This window comes from Caballeronia sp. HLA56, from assembly GCF_054655155.1.
Genome location: NZ_BAAHOB010000002.1, coordinates 1 through 14,418 on the forward strand (window position 1 = coordinate 1; position 14,418 = coordinate 14,418).

The 14,418-nt window shown below is 60.3% G+C and carries 16 protein-coding genes and 1 pseudogene; 10 read left to right on the plus strand and 7 right to left on the minus strand.

The window, feature by feature from the left end; all coding sequences use genetic code 11:
- Positions 1 to 95: 95 nt before the first annotated feature.
- The 5 genes from ACYQ47_RS06420 to ACYQ47_RS06440 all read left to right on the plus strand — a co-directional run bounded on the left by ACYQ47_RS06420 (position 96) and on the right by ACYQ47_RS06440 (position 5,681).
- The gene (locus tag ACYQ47_RS06420) at positions 96 to 1,244 is read left to right on the plus strand and encodes an SRPBCC family protein (RefSeq protein ID WP_250468381.1); all 1,149 of its coding nucleotides are present in this window, start codon (positions 96 to 98) and stop codon (positions 1,242 to 1,244) included.
- A gap of 29 nt (positions 1,245 to 1,273) precedes the next feature.
- Positions 1,274 to 2,455: an ABC transporter ATP-binding protein gene (locus tag ACYQ47_RS06425; RefSeq protein ID WP_250494087.1), complete on the plus strand. Its 1,182-nt coding sequence runs from the start codon at positions 1,274 to 1,276 to the stop codon at positions 2,453 to 2,455.
- A 1-nt stretch (position 2,456) separates the two neighbouring features.
- Positions 2,457 to 3,503, plus strand: coding sequence for an ABC transporter substrate-binding protein (locus tag ACYQ47_RS06430; RefSeq protein ID WP_244830197.1), 1,047 nt, complete (start codon positions 2,457 to 2,459; stop codon positions 3,501 to 3,503).
- Positions 3,504 to 3,580: 77 nt separating this feature from the next.
- Entirely contained in the window at positions 3,581 to 4,834 is a 1,254-nt protein-coding gene (locus tag ACYQ47_RS06435) for an ABC transporter permease (protein WP_244830196.1), read from the plus strand.
- A 19-nt stretch (positions 4,835 to 4,853) separates the two neighbouring features.
- Positions 4,854 to 5,681, plus strand: coding sequence for an ABC transporter permease (locus tag ACYQ47_RS06440; protein WP_459904848.1), 828 nt, complete (start codon positions 4,854 to 4,856; stop codon positions 5,679 to 5,681).
- Between the two features lie 58 nt (positions 5,682 to 5,739).
- On the opposite strand, the gene ACYQ47_RS06445 is transcribed toward ACYQ47_RS06440, so the two are convergent.
- The gene (locus ACYQ47_RS06445; RefSeq protein ID WP_250468384.1) at positions 5,740 to 5,928 is read right to left on the minus strand and encodes a hypothetical protein; all 189 of its coding nucleotides are present in this window, start codon (positions 5,926 to 5,928) and stop codon (positions 5,740 to 5,742) included.
- Positions 5,929 to 6,194: 266 nt separating this feature from the next.
- On the opposite strand from ACYQ47_RS06445, the gene ACYQ47_RS06450 reads away from it, so the two are divergent.
- Positions 6,195 to 6,398: a CsbD family protein gene (locus ACYQ47_RS06450; protein WP_250510684.1), complete on the plus strand. Its 204-nt coding sequence runs from the start codon at positions 6,195 to 6,197 to the stop codon at positions 6,396 to 6,398.
- Positions 6,399 to 6,440: 42 nt separating this feature from the next.
- The gene (locus ACYQ47_RS06455; RefSeq protein ID WP_459904850.1) at positions 6,441 to 7,610 is read left to right on the plus strand and encodes a zinc-dependent alcohol dehydrogenase; all 1,170 of its coding nucleotides are present in this window, start codon (positions 6,441 to 6,443) and stop codon (positions 7,608 to 7,610) included.
- A gap of 19 nt (positions 7,611 to 7,629) precedes the next feature.
- On the opposite strand, the gene ACYQ47_RS06460 is transcribed toward ACYQ47_RS06455, so the two are convergent.
- The 3 genes from ACYQ47_RS06460 to ACYQ47_RS06470 all read right to left on the minus strand — a co-directional run bounded on the left by ACYQ47_RS06460 (position 7,630) and on the right by ACYQ47_RS06470 (position 10,292).
- Complete coding sequence (locus tag ACYQ47_RS06460) at positions 7,630 to 7,887, minus strand: hypothetical protein (RefSeq protein WP_250468386.1); 258 nt, start codon at positions 7,885 to 7,887, stop codon at positions 7,630 to 7,632.
- A gap of 201 nt (positions 7,888 to 8,088) precedes the next feature.
- Positions 8,089 to 8,754: an HAD family hydrolase gene (locus tag ACYQ47_RS06465; RefSeq protein WP_459904851.1), complete on the minus strand. Its 666-nt coding sequence runs from the start codon at positions 8,752 to 8,754 to the stop codon at positions 8,089 to 8,091.
- The gene (locus ACYQ47_RS06470; RefSeq protein WP_459904852.1) at positions 8,751 to 10,292 is read right to left on the minus strand and encodes a xylulokinase; all 1,542 of its coding nucleotides are present in this window, start codon (positions 10,290 to 10,292) and stop codon (positions 8,751 to 8,753) included. The genes ACYQ47_RS06465 and ACYQ47_RS06470 overlap by 4 nt, the downstream gene beginning before the upstream one ends.
- A 248-nt stretch (positions 10,293 to 10,540) precedes the next feature.
- On the opposite strand from ACYQ47_RS06470, the gene ACYQ47_RS06475 reads away from it, so the two are divergent.
- The gene (locus ACYQ47_RS06475; RefSeq protein ID WP_244830188.1) at positions 10,541 to 10,963 is read left to right on the plus strand and encodes an RcnB family protein; all 423 of its coding nucleotides are present in this window, start codon (positions 10,541 to 10,543) and stop codon (positions 10,961 to 10,963) included.
- Between the two features lie 89 nt (positions 10,964 to 11,052).
- Here the strand turns inward: ACYQ47_RS06475 and ACYQ47_RS06480 are convergent, their stop codons facing one another.
- The 3 genes and pseudogenes from ACYQ47_RS06480 to ACYQ47_RS06490 form a co-directional block, all read right to left on the minus strand.
- Positions 11,053 to 11,460, minus strand: a complete 408-nt coding sequence (locus ACYQ47_RS06480) for a VOC family protein (protein ID WP_250494094.1) — start codon at positions 11,458 to 11,460, stop codon at positions 11,053 to 11,055.
- A gap of 188 nt (positions 11,461 to 11,648) precedes the next feature.
- Complete coding sequence (locus ACYQ47_RS06485) at positions 11,649 to 12,281, minus strand: TetR/AcrR family transcriptional regulator (RefSeq protein ID WP_404989408.1); 633 nt, start codon at positions 12,279 to 12,281, stop codon at positions 11,649 to 11,651.
- Positions 12,282 to 12,653: 372 nt separating this feature from the next.
- Positions 12,654 to 12,839: pseudogene (locus ACYQ47_RS06490) on the minus strand (helix-turn-helix domain-containing protein); the annotation flags it as partial.
- A 93-nt stretch (positions 12,840 to 12,932) separates the two neighbouring features.
- Between ACYQ47_RS06490 and ACYQ47_RS06495 the strand changes: the two are divergent.
- Positions 12,933 to 13,661 (plus strand): haloacid dehalogenase type II, encoded by a 729-nt coding sequence (locus ACYQ47_RS06495; RefSeq protein WP_459904854.1) that lies wholly within the window; start codon positions 12,933 to 12,935, stop codon positions 13,659 to 13,661.
- A 255-nt stretch (positions 13,662 to 13,916) separates the two neighbouring features.
- Positions 13,917 to 14,408, plus strand: coding sequence for a hypothetical protein (locus ACYQ47_RS06500; RefSeq protein ID WP_250510688.1), 492 nt, complete (start codon positions 13,917 to 13,919; stop codon positions 14,406 to 14,408).
- The last annotated feature ends 10 nt before the right edge of the window (positions 14,409 to 14,418 follow it).

The window sequence follows — 14,418 nt, forward strand, 5'->3', positions numbered from 1 at the left end:
TAATTTGGCTTGATAAATTTGTTGCCATGCGAGCGCAACGCCTTGCCGACTCTACGCGGGCGCGCTTATAAGGAAATAGATTCAAGGAGTCTTTCATGACCAGCCAGGCAAGAACGATCCCGATCACGGCACTGGTCGACGAGTTGCGCGCCGGTTGCGAACGATCGTTCAACGACGCGCATGCCATGCCGCCTGGCGTCTACACCTCCGCCGATTTTTTGTCGCTCGAAGAGCGCGACATCTTCGAACGCGAATGGCAATGCGTTGGCCGCGCAAGCGCCTTGAAGATGCCGGGCGACTACCTGACGGCGCGCATTGGCGCACAGCCTTTGGTGGTGTTGCGCGATGAGCAGATGCAACTCAAGGCGATGTCCAACGTCTGCCTGCATCGCATGTCGGTTCTGCTCGAAGGGCGCGGCAACGTGCGCAGGATCGTGTGTCCATATCATGCATGGAATTACTCGCTGGATGGCGCGTTGCAGGGCGCACCCCTAATGGACCGTCAAGAAGGTTTCTGCAAGGAAAGCTATAAGTTGCCCGCCGTGCGTTGTGAAGAATGGCAAGGCTGGATCTATGTAACGCTCGACGATCAAGCGCGGCCGGTCAGTGAACAGCTTGCCGATTTGAGCGGGCTCATCGATGCCTACGGCATGGAGCACTACATCGAAACTTTCTATGAAGAGCACGTGTGGGACACCAACTGGAAGATCCTCGCTGAAAACTTCATGGAGAGCTATCACCTGCCCATGCTGCATCGCGCGACAGTAGGACCGCATTCACGTCTTGAAGAGATGGAATGCCCGCCCGGCTTTCCCGCATTCAACTACCACTGGATCACGAAGGAAGCGTCTCTGCCCATTGGTAACGCGCATCCGGACAACACGCGGCTTACGGGACACTGGCGCAAGACCACGGCGCTGCTGGCGATCTATCCGACGCATCTCGTCACGCTCACACCTGGCTACTTCTGGTATCTCGTGCTGCAACCGCAAGGCGTTGGCCGCGTGCATATTCGTTTCGGCGGCGGTCTTGCGCCCGAGTTCATCGCCGACCCCGAAGCGAATGCGCATATGGCCTCGCTCAAGACCTTGCTCGATGAAGTCAACGCGGAAGACAAGCGCGGCGTCGAAGCGGTTTTTCGTGGCGTACATGCGCCGCTTGCAAAGCCCGGTCATCTCAGCCATCTCGAACGGCCCAACTATGACTTCGCGCGCTATCTCGCCAGCAAGGTTGGCGCGCATTGAACATGACTGCAAACGGACAGGACCGAACGATGCCTGACGCTTCCTTCATCTCGTTCACGGGCGTGAGCAAGTCTTATGACGGCGTGCATTATGTCGTCGAAGACTTGAATCTCGACGTGCGCAAGGGAGAATTCCTGTCGCTGCTCGGGCCATCGGGCTCAGGCAAAACGACCACGCTCATGATGCTCGCGGGATTCGAATCTCCCACGCAAGGCGAGATTCGTCTCGATGGCAAACGTCTCGACGACAAGCCGCCGCATCTGCGCGATATCGGCATGGTGTTTCAGAACTATGCGCTGTTTCCGCATCTGACGATTGCAGAGAACGTCGCGTTCCCGCTTTCCGTGCGCCACGTAAGCCGCGCCGATCAGAAGGCACGTGTAAAGCGCGCGCTCGAAATGATCGAACTGCCGCATCTCGCGAACCGGCGTCCTTCGCAGCTTTCCGGTGGTCAGCAACAGCGCGTGGCGCTCGCGCGCGCACTCGTCTTCGAACCGAGCGTCGTGCTCATGGACGAACCGCTCGGCGCACTCGACAAGCGTCTGCGCGAGACCATGCAATACGAGATCATGCGGCTGCATCGCGAGTTGTCGCTCACCATCGTCTATGTCACGCACGATCAGGCCGAAGCGCTGACCATGTCGGACCGCGTCGCCGTGTTTTCCGATGGCCGTATTCAGCAAGCCGCCACGCCCGGCGAACTCTATGAGAACGCACAGAACGCTTTCGTCGCGAACTTCGTGGGCGAGAACAACGGCCTCATTGGCCGCGTGGCCAGTGCGAGCGACGAATGGGCGACCCTGGCCCTCGCGGACGGCAACATCATTCGTGGACGATGCGAACCCGGCCTCACCGAAGGCGACGAAGCCATGCTCGCGCTGCGCCCCGAACGCGCGCACATTCCGAGCGCGGAAGGTTCGCATGTCGACGAACACAGCAACGTGGTGCGCGCCCGAGTCGAAGAACTCGTGTATTGCGGCGATCATCATCGCGTGCATCTGAAGCTTGGCACGCGCGACAACCTCGTGGTCAAGCTGCCGAACACTCAGCGTCACGCCTTGCCCGCGGATGGCAGCACGGTCGATGTCGCCTGGCGCCACGACGACTGCAAGATACTTGCGATGAGCGCGTCCAGAAGCGTGTCCACACCTCTTTCTTCCACACCGTCGTCAACTTCAATCACCACGCCCGCTACAGCAGGAGCCAACTGACATGCGCACTTTTATCAAAACTCAATGCGCGGCACTCGCGTTATGCGCGTTTTCCAGCATCACCGTTCAGGCTGCAGAGACACTTTCGGTCGTGACGTTCGGCGGCGCTTATGAAGCCGCTGCGAAGAAGGCTTATTTCGAGCCCTTTACGCAAGCCACGGGCGTCGGCTTCTCGACGGAATCGTATGATGGCGGCTTGGCCAAGCTCTCCGCGATGGAACAGGCGAAGAACACGACGTGGGACCTGATCGACCTCGAAACCAACGACGCGATCACCGCTTGCGACGAAGGTCTTCTCATGAAGTTCGACAAGAAGACGCTCGGCAAGACGAGCGACTTCATTCCCGGCTCCATCCTCGATTGCGCAGTGGCGAGCATGGTGTGGTCCACCGTCTACGCCTACGATGCGAGCAAGTTGAAGACCGCGCCGACCAGCGTCAACGACTTCTTCGACTTGCAGAAGTTTCCCGGCAAGCGCGGCCTGCGCAAGTCGCCAAAGGTGACGATGGAATGGGCGTTGATCGCCGACGGCGTCGATCCCAAGGATGTCTACAAGGTGCTTGGCACGCCAGCTGGCGTGGATCGCGCATTCAAGAAACTCGACACCATCAAGAAGAACATCGTGTGGTGGGAGTCGGGTGCGCAGGCGCCGCAATTGCTCGCCGACGGCGCAGTGGCGATGACACAGGTCTACAACGGCCGTATCGACGATGCAGCGAAGAAGGACAACAAGCCCTTCAAGGCCGTGTGGGACGCGCAGGTGTACGACTTCGAATGGTGGGGCATTCCGACGGGCGCGAAGAACGCGAACACGGCGGCCAAGTTCATCATCTCGGCATCGCAGCCGAAGGCGTATGCGGATCTTACGAAGTACATCGCTTATGCGCCGCCGCGCAAGGACGCTATAGAACTGGTGGACAAGCAGCGTCTTGCCGACCTGCCGACCTCGCCTGCCAACTTCAAGCGCGCCGTGCAGATCAACGCGAATTTCTGGGCCGACAATGCCGATCAGATCAACAAGCGCTTTCAGGTGTGGCTGACGCAGTAAGACAGCAAGGTATCGACGCTGTCCGCTTCACGCGAAACATGATCCGAAGAGAGCCCGACTTGACCGCGACCACCAACATGTCCGTATCCGCAAAGGCCGCGCCATCGGGCTCTCCTAGAAGCGCCGACGGCCACGCGTCTTATCAGAAGGCGCGTCGCCGTGCATCGTTGCAAGCGCTGTTGCTTGCGTTGCCGCTGATCGTGTTCCTGTTGTCCACCTTTATCGCGCCGATTGCGCTACTGCTCGCGCGCAGCGTGCAGAATCGCGAAGTCCCCGACAGCATGCCCGCCCTCACGCGCGCGCTCGATGCGTGGGACGGCCACGGCGTGCCCGACGAACGCACCTTCGCATTGCTGGCCGCCGGCCTCAAGGAAGCCCAGCAAAGCGGTCAGCTCGGCACCGTGGCGCGCCGTCTGAACTTCGCGCAAGCGGAGTTTCGCAGCCTGTTGATGCGTACCGCACGCAGCCTGCCCGCCGATGCACCACCCGCATGGAAACCCGCGCTCATCGAAACCGACGAGCGCTGGAATTCACCGGAAATCTGGCGCTTGCTCAAACGCGCTGCGGCATCGCCCACGCCCGACTATCTGCTCGCAGCGGTCGATGCGCAAGTGACACCGCAAGGCAAGATAGCGTCCATGCCGGCCGATTCATCGGTGTTTCGCGAGGCGTTCGTGCGTACCATCTCCATCAGCGCAACCGTCACGCTCATGTGTCTCGTGCTCGGTTACCCCGTTGCGTGGTTGCTCGCCAATCTGCCCGCTAAGAGCAGCAACCGTCTCATGCTGTTTGTGATCGTGCCGTTCTGGACCTCGCTTCTCGTGCGCACGACCGCCTGGTATGTGCTGCTGCAACCGGGCGGCGTCATCAACAGCCTGCTCATGGGGCTGGGCCTTGCGTCGCATCCCGTGCCACTCATCTTCAATCGCGCGGGCGTGCTGATCGGCATGACGCACGTGCTGCTGCCTTATATGATCCTCGCCATCTTCTCGGTGATGAAAAGCGTATCGCCCGTTTATATGCGTGCAGCGAAGTCGCTGGGCGCGCATCCGTTCACTGCGTTCATGCGGGTCTATGTGCCGCAGACGCTGCCGGGCGTGGGCGCGGGATGCTTCCTCGTGTTCGTGCTAGCGCTCGGCTACTACATCACGCCTGCGCTACTCGGCGGCGCGGGCGATGAAATGATCAGCCAGCTCATCGCCATTCAGACCAACACGCAGCTCAACTGGGGACTCGCGGGCGCGCTGTCGGCGTACCTCGTGATCTTCACGGCGGTCTTCTATTTCCTCTTCAACCGCATAGTCGGCATCGACCGGCTGCGTTTCGGTTGAACGACACGGACTCGACGACATGCAAGATCAACGCAATACCGTGCTGACCGAACGCGTGGCGAATCGCTGGGTGCGCGTGCATACGGCGATCGTCCTGTTCTTTCTAATCGCGCCCATACTCGCGATCATTCCGCTCTCGTTCAATTCGGGTTCGTACTTTTCATATCCGATGCAGGGCTTTTCAATGCGCTGGTACGAGCAGGCGTTGACGAGCGCGGACTGGCAGCGCTCGCTATTGAACAGCATCGGCATTGGCGCGGCGTCGACGTTGATCGCGACCTGTCTCGGCACGCTGGCCGCGCTGGGCCTGAGCCGCGCGCAATTTCCGTGGCGCTCGCTCATCATGCCCATCATCATTTCGCCGATGATCGTACCCATCGTCGTCGTGGCTGCGGGCTTCTATCTAATCTTCGCGCCGCTCGGTCTCGTGAACTCGTATCCGGGCGTCGTGCTCGCGCATGCGGCGCTTGGTGCGCCCTTCGTGGTCATCACCGTGACGGCTTCGCTGCTGTCGTTCGATCAGAGCCTGCTGCGTGCGGCGTCCGGTCTTGGCGCGGCGCCATGGATCACGTTCAGGCGTGTGACGTTACCGCTGATCATGCCTGCAGTCGCCACAGGCAGCGTGTTTGCCTTTGCCACTTCATTCGATGAAGTCATCGTGATTCTATTCATCGGCGGGCCGGATCAGAAGACCGTGCCGCGTCAGATGTGGAGCGGCATCCGCGATTCGATCGACCCTTCAATACTTGCGGTCGCGACCATGCTGATCGTCTTCGCCGTGCTGCTTTTTGCGAGCATCAATTGGCTGCGCGGACGTGCGGCGGCGGCCAGTCAGGCGCTCGGCTGATCAGACACACAATAAGCGGCGCGGGCCATTCGGACCGCGCCGCTCACAACGCTTTACATCAAGACTTATCGTCTCCTTCCGGCTCGATCTCCGTCAGATCGTCCGGGTCTACTTCCGCTTCGCGGACAGTCGTTCCTTCATCATCGGTTTCCGATACATCCGTGGTGAGCGCATCGTCCGTGCCGGATTCGACTTCGTCGTCGCTTTTCGGATCATCAGTCATGGGGGTTTCGGCGGGCGTGTTCATCTTGTTGCTCCTGATAGTTGCGTTTAAGTGATCGGATGGATAAACAGACGAATCACATCCGGACGCACAGATCAGGCGTGGATTCGATGCGCGATGTCGAACCATGAAGCGCACTTCTTTCTCGCAGCAATCGTAGTGCCGCATGTCGGCCGGAGCGCTCGCGCAATGTATACACGCGCGAAGGCACACGCGTTGCTGAACTGTATCGACGCCAACGATTGGCGCAAGAGACTCTTAGGCTTCCGATACATGGCACGGAGAACGCAATGAACAAGGATCAGAAAGAAGGCATCAAGGAACAAATAAAGGGCTGGACCGACACGGCCATCGGCACACTCACCGGCAACGAAGATCGCAAGCTGAAGGGTGACGTCGAGATAACGAACGGTGCGAATCAAAAGGACTACGGTGACCAGAAGGACAATATGGAAAAGGGCATCGAAGATCCCGGCGAGCCAACCAACAAGTAAGGCTTCGTCGACAGTTCACTCTCAAGGACAAGGATACTTCCAATGAAAGCGCTTACCTGGCACGGCAAGAAGGACATTCGCTACGACACGGTACCGGACCCGCAGATCGAACATCCGCGCGACGCGATCATCAAGGTGTCGAGTTGCGCCATCTGCGGCTCGGACCTGCATCTGTTCGATGGGTTCATGCCGGGCATGGAATCCGGCGACATCATGGGCCACGAGTTCATGGGCGAAGTGGTCGAAGTCGGCGCTGAAAACGCGGCGCTCAAGGTCGGCGACCGTATAGTCGTACCGTTCACCATCTTTTGCGGCGAATGCGATCAATGCAAGCGCGGCAATTTCTCCGTGTGCGAGCGCAGTAATCGCAACAAGAGCACGGCCGACAAGGTTTTCGGACACACCACGGCGGGTCTCTTTGGCTACACGCATTTGACGGGCGGCTATGCCGGCGGCCAGGCCGAGTACGTACGCATACCTTTCGCCGATAAAACGCACGTGAAGATTCCCGATGGCCTTTCAGACGAACAAGTGCTTTTCCTCGGCGACATCTTCCCGACAGGCTGGCAAGCGGCGATCAACTGCCACATCGAGCCAACGGACACCGTGGCGATCTGGGGCGCGGGACCGGTGGGACAAATGGCGATTCGCAGCGCGTTTCTGCTTGGTGCAAAGCATGTCGTCGTAATCGACTGCGTGCCTGAACGCCTTGCAATGGCGCGTGTCACTGGCGCCACCACCATCAACTTCAAGGAAGAGAGCGTGGTCGAGCGCCTCGCCGATCTCACGCAAGGCAAGGGCCCGGAAAAGTGTATTGATGCTGTTGGCATGGAGTCGCACGCCACGGGCTCGTTCGACTCGCTTTACGATCGCGCCAAGCAGGCGGTCATGCTCGAGTCGGACCGGCCGCACGTGTTGCGCGAGATGATCTACGTATGCCGTCCCGCGGGCATTCTGTCGGTACCGGGCGTCTATGGCGGACTGATCGACAAGATTCCCTTTGGCGCCTCGATGAACAAGGGCCTCACCTGGCGCATGGGTCAGACGCACGTGGCCCGCTGGACCGACGACCTGCTCAGCCGCATTCAGGAAGGTCAGATCGACCCCTCGTTCGTCATCACGCACCGCGTCTCGCTTGCGGAAGGACCGGAAATGTACAAGACCTTCCGCGACAAGGAGGACGGTTGCATCAAGGTGGTACTCACACCCTGAAGCAAAAAAACGCCGGTCTTCAAAGACCGGCGTTTTTCGATTCCTCGTCACGCACGACGGATTGTGGCGCAATCGGCAGTGGTTCACCATCGACGAAAGCGGTGCCGCATGTCAGCGCAAACTGCAGCGCCGCGTCGCGGCTGGGAAATGCGCCCAACTCGCGTAGTACCGTCTCCTCGCCGTCTTCTTCCAGAATCGATACGCGCGATACGAACAGCTTGCCGCTTCGACCTGCGGACGGCTGTAGCGCTACACCTCGATGATAGAGCGTAAGCATGGTGTCTCCTTCTTTTCCGAGCGTCCGTTCGCAGCGCGCGGCGCCTTATGCGAACGAGGCACGTTCCATGTGCAGCCCTTCATCTTAGCGCGTCTTTACGCGCGTGCTTTGCATAGAATCATGCAGGCTTAACGAAGGCATGCACCGATTGCCATCTCGCTTTAGCAAGCGGCGCACCTGAAAACACCGGCACCTTCTTGCTTAGGCCAGATTTACGCCCAGCGCCTTGGCAAGCTCCTCGGCGGAGCGGACGATTTGCGCATCGTTTGAAAAAAGCGCGGCGCCAGCATCGTCGAAAGGCCAGGCCAGCACGCGCATGTTCGCCGCGATCGCGGCGCGCGCCCCAGTGGGACTGTCTTCCACGACGACCACTTCCTCCGGCTCAAGACGCATGAGCCACGCCGCGCGTTGGTACGGCTCGGCGCTCGGCTTGCCGTTGCGCACGTCGTTCACACTGACGCTCACGAGTTGCGGTTCTTCAATGCCCAGTGCTCGCAAGTTCGCTTCAAGCAACATGCGCGACGAATTGGACACGATTCCTTGCGTTATGCCCGCCCGCTTCACCGCGCGATACACCTCGAGCGCGCCAGGACGCGGCACGAGCCGAGGCGCGCCTTCGAGATAATGCCGTGCGCGAAACGCGGACCAGTCCGCGAAGTCCGTCTCGATGCCAAAGCGTTCGCTACACAGCGCGTGCACTTCGCGCCCTGTCTTACCGAAGATCAGCGGATGCAATTCGTCGCCCGCTTCGATGCCGTGATGCGCAAGCACCGCAACCAGCGTGCTCAAATGAAGCGGTTCGCTTTCGGCGAGCGTGCCGTCCATGTCCCAAAGGACAGCCTTGATGGAGGAAGTCTGATTCGTCATGTAGAGGTTGGGTTGTCTGGAAAGAGTCGGTCGAGATCGTCGTAAAACTGCTGCGAGTGCACATAAAGGCGCTCGAAAATCGGCATCATGCGGTCATAGGTATCGCTCGCACGCGGGTCAGGCTGCACTTCGCGCTCGAACTGCACGAAGGCGCGCACGGCGTCGGCGAGACGTGCGAACTGGCCATGCGTCGTTGCAGCAAGAATGGCGCAGCCTATCACGCCGCATTCCACTTGCGCCGGCACGAGAATGGGCGTGCGGTACATGCTGGCCTTGATATCGAGCCAAAGCGACGCCTTCGCGCCGCCGCTTGCCGCAACGAGCCGCTCGATACCCACGCCTTCGGGCTTGATGAGCGCGATATGCCGACGCACGCCAAATGCAACGCCTTCGAGCACCGCGCGATGTAGATGGGCGAGCCCGTGACTCGCCGCAATACCGAAGAACTGTGCACGCGAATTAGCGTGCTCGCCGAGACGCTCGCCTGTGAGATACGGCAGAAAGAACAAACCTTCCGAACCCACCGGCGCGCTTGCGGCCTTGGCAGCGACATCGTCGTAGGACAGCGCGTTTTCATGGAACGCGCGACGCGCCCAGCGCATGGCATCGCCGCCCGAATCGAGCAACATGAAGCGTCCCCACAGCCCTTCGCAAGTCGCCAGATTCGACACTTCGGGATGCAGCATCGGTGTGTCGGCGATGATCGTGATGATCGACGATGTGCCCGTGATATCCGATGCCAGCCCCGGCTCGAACACGCCCGAGCCGAGCACGGACACCGGATAATCCGCGCCGCCAACCAGCACCGGCGTACCCGCGCGCAAACCGGTTGCGGCGGCCGCTTCGTGCGTCACGCCGCCGAGTATGTCGAGCGGCGCACGAATCGGCGCGAGCTTCGCGGCATCGAGACCGAGCAAAGTCAGCATGTCTTGCGACCACTCGCGCGTGCGCGGGTCCATCATGAAGCTCGTCGATGCATCGCTCCAGTCGCACGCACGTTCGCCCGTGAGTTTGAAGTTCACGTAGTCCTTCGGCATGAACACCGTGCTCGCGCGTTCATAAGCCGACGGGTCGTGCTCCTTGATCCATTGCAGCTTGAAACCGGGCCACGCGGGCGTCGCGGGGTTCGCGGTCTTCGCAAGATACGAGGCGCTTGCGTGGCGCGCGCAAAACGCCGTGACCTGTGCGAAGGTGCGCTTGTCGTTCCAGAGCGGCGCGGTGTCGCGTGTGAGTTGACCATCGGCGTCGATCAGCACCGTGCCGTGCATCTGGCCGCATGCGCATATCGCGACGACATGGGAAGCTGCATCCGGAACGTCGTCGAGCACTTCGCGTATCGAGCGCGCGGCGCCTTCCCACCAGTCCGCTGGGCGTTGCTCAGACCAGCCGTAACGCGGCACGATTTGCTCGTGCTCGTGTGCGGCGATGCTGCGCACCACGCCACGCGCATCGACGAGTGCGGCTCGCACGCTGCCCGTCCCGACATCGATGGCAAGATAATAGGTCTGCATGTCGTTCCATCCGTTGGACAGCTTCATTGCGGTCATGCAGTCCACGCGGCCTGCCTTTCAAGTGTACCGACAGATGCCGAAGTACCCGGCCAGGCGGTACGTGCCGCGATCTGTATCCTTCGCGTGTCTGCTCCCCCCTCGCCGTAATGATACGTAAGCGACGCTTACATCTGCTCACCCCGTTTCCTTTCGGCTTTGAGTAAAGTCCGCTCATCGATTCGCAGCGCACGCATCAGGCGATGCACGCGAACCACTCACTCGATTGGAGAATCAACATGAAGCAGAATCGAATCGTTGCCGCGCTGTTGTGCGCGACCTTGAGTCTTGCCGCCGGCGCTTCCTTTGCGCAGCAAGGCCCCGGCGGTCCGGATCAGAACCACGGCGGCGGTCCGGGACAAAATCACGGCGGCCCGCAAAATCATGGCGGTCCTGGCCAACCAGGACACGGCCCTGCTAATTACGGACATGACGCACCGCGCCCGCCCGAGCATGCGGACAACGGCCCGCGCCATTCAGACTGGCAGAAAGGTCAGCATCTGTCGCAAGACTATCGTGACCATCAATACGTCGTCGATAACTACCATGAACACGGCCTGCGTCAGCCGCCGCGCGGCTATCAGTGGGTAGGCGTGGGTGGCGACTATCTGCTCGTCGCCGTTGCTTCGGGGATCATCGCGCAAGTCGTGCTTTCGCAGTAACTCGCACTACGCCGAGGCGTCTCGCGAAACGACACAAGCCGCATTGCCTTTCACGGGGCAATGCGGCTTTTGCAATCTACGCTCGATGCTTACTCGTCGAACGTGCCGCGAAACTCCGGTGCGGCGTCCGAACGCGTATTCAACTCGAACATCACACCGCCCGGCGCACGGCAAAAGAAACGCGAGCCACGGCCATTGTTGAAGACCGCCGTTTCCATCTGAACGCCCTCTTGCTTGAAGCGATCATGCAGTTCCTGCAACGCATCGACAGTCGGCAGTTCGAAGCCCGCGTGGAAATTCCGGGGCCACGTGACGTCATCGCTTTCGACATGATCGATTACCACGTCGAAGCCCGGACGCTTCAAAATGTACGACTTGTCCCAGCTTCCTGAGACGGTGAAGCCCAGATAGTGCTCGAAGAACTTCGCAGTTGCAGCAGTATCGCGTGAAGGAAAGCTCAGGTGGTTGAGCTTCATGCTCTTGATGGTTTCTGTCATCGTCGTTCTCATCTGTTAATGGCGAAGGCCCATGCCGTTTCGCTCGACGACGTCAGAATAAAAGTAAAAGCTCACATTGGACAACTCGCATCGAGCGCCTCCAAGCGCGCGGCGTGAAGTCCGCATCGCGCGGTTCGTCGCGGCTTGGCACGCCCGTGCTTGCTTTGCGCTTGCTCACATTCGCATGTTCAGCTCTCGCGCGCGAGATACCCGAAAACCGCCGCGCGAACGCGCCGTTGCAGACGTTCGAGGTCGCGTTCCCCGCGTTCGCCCGCCGCGTCGGTCATGCCTCGGATAATCGCCGACAGGTCGCCTGCCGCTATTTCCGGCTGCGGATGCTTCGGAGCCGCTCTCGCTACGATTGCAGCAAACAGCCCCGCGAGGTCCACCTTGGCAAGCTCATCGCGCAAGGCCGGACGGCTCTCCTCGATATCGAGCAGACGCGCGAGCATCGGACGCTCGAGTTGCTGACGCACCGACGCGCCGATGAGATATTCGAGCGCCGCCTTGCCGCTTCGCTTATCCAGCGCGATGGCTGCGTCATCGTAGAAGCGTTGCGTCTCACGATGGATGAGCGCAACGGTCAGCGCGTCCTTGCCCGGGAAGTACTGATACAGCGAGCCGATGCTCACGCCGGCACGCGCGGCGACTGCATTTGTATTGAAGCCTTCGAAGCCTTCGCTTTCGAGCACTTGAGCCGCGGCTTCCACGATGGCGGCGACAGTCTCCGACGAGCGCGGCTGCGTCGGCGATTTACGCAGGCGCAAATGGGCACGCGGCTGACGCTTGTTTGCTCGCGACGTTTGCGGTGCGCGCTCGATCGTGACTGCTTTTGCAGGGCGCGGCTTGCTCGTGTAAGCCTCGACGAGCGCGATCAGTTCCCATCGAAACACGGGTGATGCCAAGCGTTCGTTGCGCGCCGCCTCCTCAAGCGCGCCGCCCACCGCGCCCGCAAACACTTCAGCGCCAATGCGCCTGTGCTCCGCGGAGCATCGCGTCAAGGCCGCGAAGAGCGCTTCGTACGCTCGTCTGCATTCGGCTTCGCAGCGTCCGTCTTCCAGCAGCACACGCTGCGCGGCAGGATTGCGGCGATGCACCTCGATCATCCCATCGACGAACGCGGCGACTTGCCCACGTCCGACTTGCAGCACGGGAAGCAGATCATCGCGATGACGCTGGCGGACGGCGTCGATCAACGCGCCCTTGTCTGGAAAGTATCGATACAGCGAACCGATGCTCACGCCCGCCGCTTCTGCGACCGCATTCGTCGTCAGAAGCTGGCCGCGTTCACCGAGCAGGCGCGCGGCGGCATCCACGATGGAATCGATGGTCCTTATCGAGCGGTCTTGCCGGGGAGCGTTGCGAGCTTGCGCCATCATACGGCCTTATCGTTCTAAAATGAGTGATTCGCTCATATTCTAATCTGCGGCAAGATACCGGGTGTTCGTTACCAACGCCAAAAAGGAGCCGCAGTGAATCTCACCGATTTCGATACGCTCACCTTCGACTGCTACGGAACCTTGATCGACTGGGAAACCGGCATTTTCGAAGGCTTGCGGCCATTGCTCGAACGCGCGGTTCCGCCGCCCACGCGCGATCAGGTACTCGAAGCGCATGCGCGTCACGAGTCTTCGCAGCAGCACTACACGCCGGGCAAGCGCTATCAGGAGGTGCTGGCTATCGTTTACAAGCGGCTCGCCGAGGAATGGAAACTCTCTTACACGCAGGAAGAATGCGTCGCGTATGGTCGGTCCATCCGCAACTGGCCTGCGTTTGCGGACTCCGCCGAAGCGCTTCGTTATCTGAAGCAGCATTTCAAGCTCGTGATTCTCTCGAACGTCGATAACGAAAGCTTTGCGTTCAGCAACGCGAAGTTGCAAGTGGAATTCGACGGCATCGTCACCGCCGAGGATGTCGGCGCTTACAAGCCATCACAACGTAACTTCGAGTATTTGCTGGAGAAGCTTGCAAGCAGAGATATTCGCAAGGAGCAGATTCTTCACGTCGCGGAAAGTCTGTTTCACGATCACAAGCCCGCGAACGAAATCGGGCTGACGTCATGCTGGATTCATCGACGGCACGGGCAGCCGGGCTTCGGCGCAACGATGGACCCAGGCGCGCAACCTCGCATCGACTTTCGGTTCAATAGCATGGCGGAGTTTGCGCAGGCGCATCGGGATACGTTGAGTAATACGGCTTGACCGTGCCACTGTCTTTATTTGGAACTCATGTTGGCAAGCGGAGTCGCTAATAGGCTACTGGTGGGCCAATTCGTGGATGGTCAAGAGGAAGACGGTTAGTTGCTCTATGATCCGCGCATGGCAATCTTGCAAGCTTTCGCTTTGCGCGAGGTTTAGCCCCCGCGTGCAGACTCCCTCGATACTGGTTATCATTGTTTGTCCCGAGTACGCAGGCTTTTCGTCGACGCAAAGGGCGCAGGAACTGGAGCCTACGCCATGCACGAACGAATCGAATTCCAAGCCGTGGACATATCGGCACAAGACAGCCCGAGTCTTCCCGTGTGGGAAGCACTCATGCGGCAAGCGATCAAAGCCGCAGCGGAACAACAGACCACGGCAGCACGCTCGACCTTCGAGCACGCACTTGAGATCGCGCGTCGACTCATCGAAGCACCGCCGCCCGGACGCGGCGAGGACTGTATCGCGGCGCTCGTCGTCTCGCATCACAACCTCGCCGATCACTACGCAGAACAAGGCAATCAAGACGCCGCCGCGCAGTTGCGCTGCGAGGCGCACGAAGCACTTCTGGCGCTGTCCGTAAGCGCAGAGCGGCCGGTCACGATCCGGCAAGCCGCCTTGCGTCACAGCCGCGAAACACACGTGGCGCTGATCCGCCACGTCGCCCGTCATGGGCCGCATTCCCTCATTGCCCGGACCATCGAAAACGCCAGTCTGGCGCTTTCCGCCAGCGGCCCGGCCCGGCATTGATTCCTCTCAT

What these genes read in the sequence shown, in the direction of transcription:
- ACYQ47_RS06470 (WP_459904852.1), bottom strand. Translation starts at nt 10,292, where the DNA reads ATGAAGCTGTCCAACGGATGGAACGACATGCAGACCTATTATCTTGCC.
- ACYQ47_RS06420 (WP_250468381.1), top strand. Translation starts at nt 96, where the DNA reads ATGACCAGCCAGGCAAGAACGATCCCGATCACGGCACTGGTCGACGAG.
- ACYQ47_RS06450 (WP_250510684.1), top strand. Translation starts at nt 6,195, where the DNA reads ATGAACAAGGATCAGAAAGAAGGCATCAAGGAACAAATAAAGGGCTGG.
- ACYQ47_RS06440 (WP_459904848.1), top strand. Translation starts at nt 4,854, where the DNA reads ATGCAAGATCAACGCAATACCGTGCTGACCGAACGCGTGGCGAATCGC.
- ACYQ47_RS06430 (WP_244830197.1), top strand. Translation starts at nt 2,457, where the DNA reads ATGCGCACTTTTATCAAAACTCAATGCGCGGCACTCGCGTTATGCGCG.
- ACYQ47_RS06460 (WP_250468386.1), bottom strand. Translation starts at nt 7,887, where the DNA reads ATGCTTACGCTCTATCATCGAGGTGTAGCGCTACAGCCGTCCGCAGGT.
- ACYQ47_RS06435 (WP_244830196.1), top strand. Translation starts at nt 3,581, where the DNA reads ATGTCCGTATCCGCAAAGGCCGCGCCATCGGGCTCTCCTAGAAGCGCC.
- ACYQ47_RS06465 (WP_459904851.1), bottom strand. Translation starts at nt 8,754, where the DNA reads ATGACGAATCAGACTTCCTCCATCAAGGCTGTCCTTTGGGACATGGAC.
- ACYQ47_RS06475 (WP_244830188.1), top strand. Translation starts at nt 10,541, where the DNA reads ATGAAGCAGAATCGAATCGTTGCCGCGCTGTTGTGCGCGACCTTGAGT.
- ACYQ47_RS06445 (WP_250468384.1), bottom strand. Translation starts at nt 5,928, where the DNA reads ATGAACACGCCCGCCGAAACCCCCATGACTGATGATCCGAAAAGCGAC.
- ACYQ47_RS06425 (WP_250494087.1), top strand. Translation starts at nt 1,274, where the DNA reads ATGCCTGACGCTTCCTTCATCTCGTTCACGGGCGTGAGCAAGTCTTAT.
- ACYQ47_RS06500 (WP_250510688.1), top strand. Translation starts at nt 13,917, where the DNA reads ATGCACGAACGAATCGAATTCCAAGCCGTGGACATATCGGCACAAGAC.
- ACYQ47_RS06455 (WP_459904850.1), top strand. Translation starts at nt 6,441, where the DNA reads ATGAAAGCGCTTACCTGGCACGGCAAGAAGGACATTCGCTACGACACG.
- ACYQ47_RS06480 (WP_250494094.1), bottom strand. Translation starts at nt 11,460, where the DNA reads ATGACAGAAACCATCAAGAGCATGAAGCTCAACCACCTGAGCTTTCCT.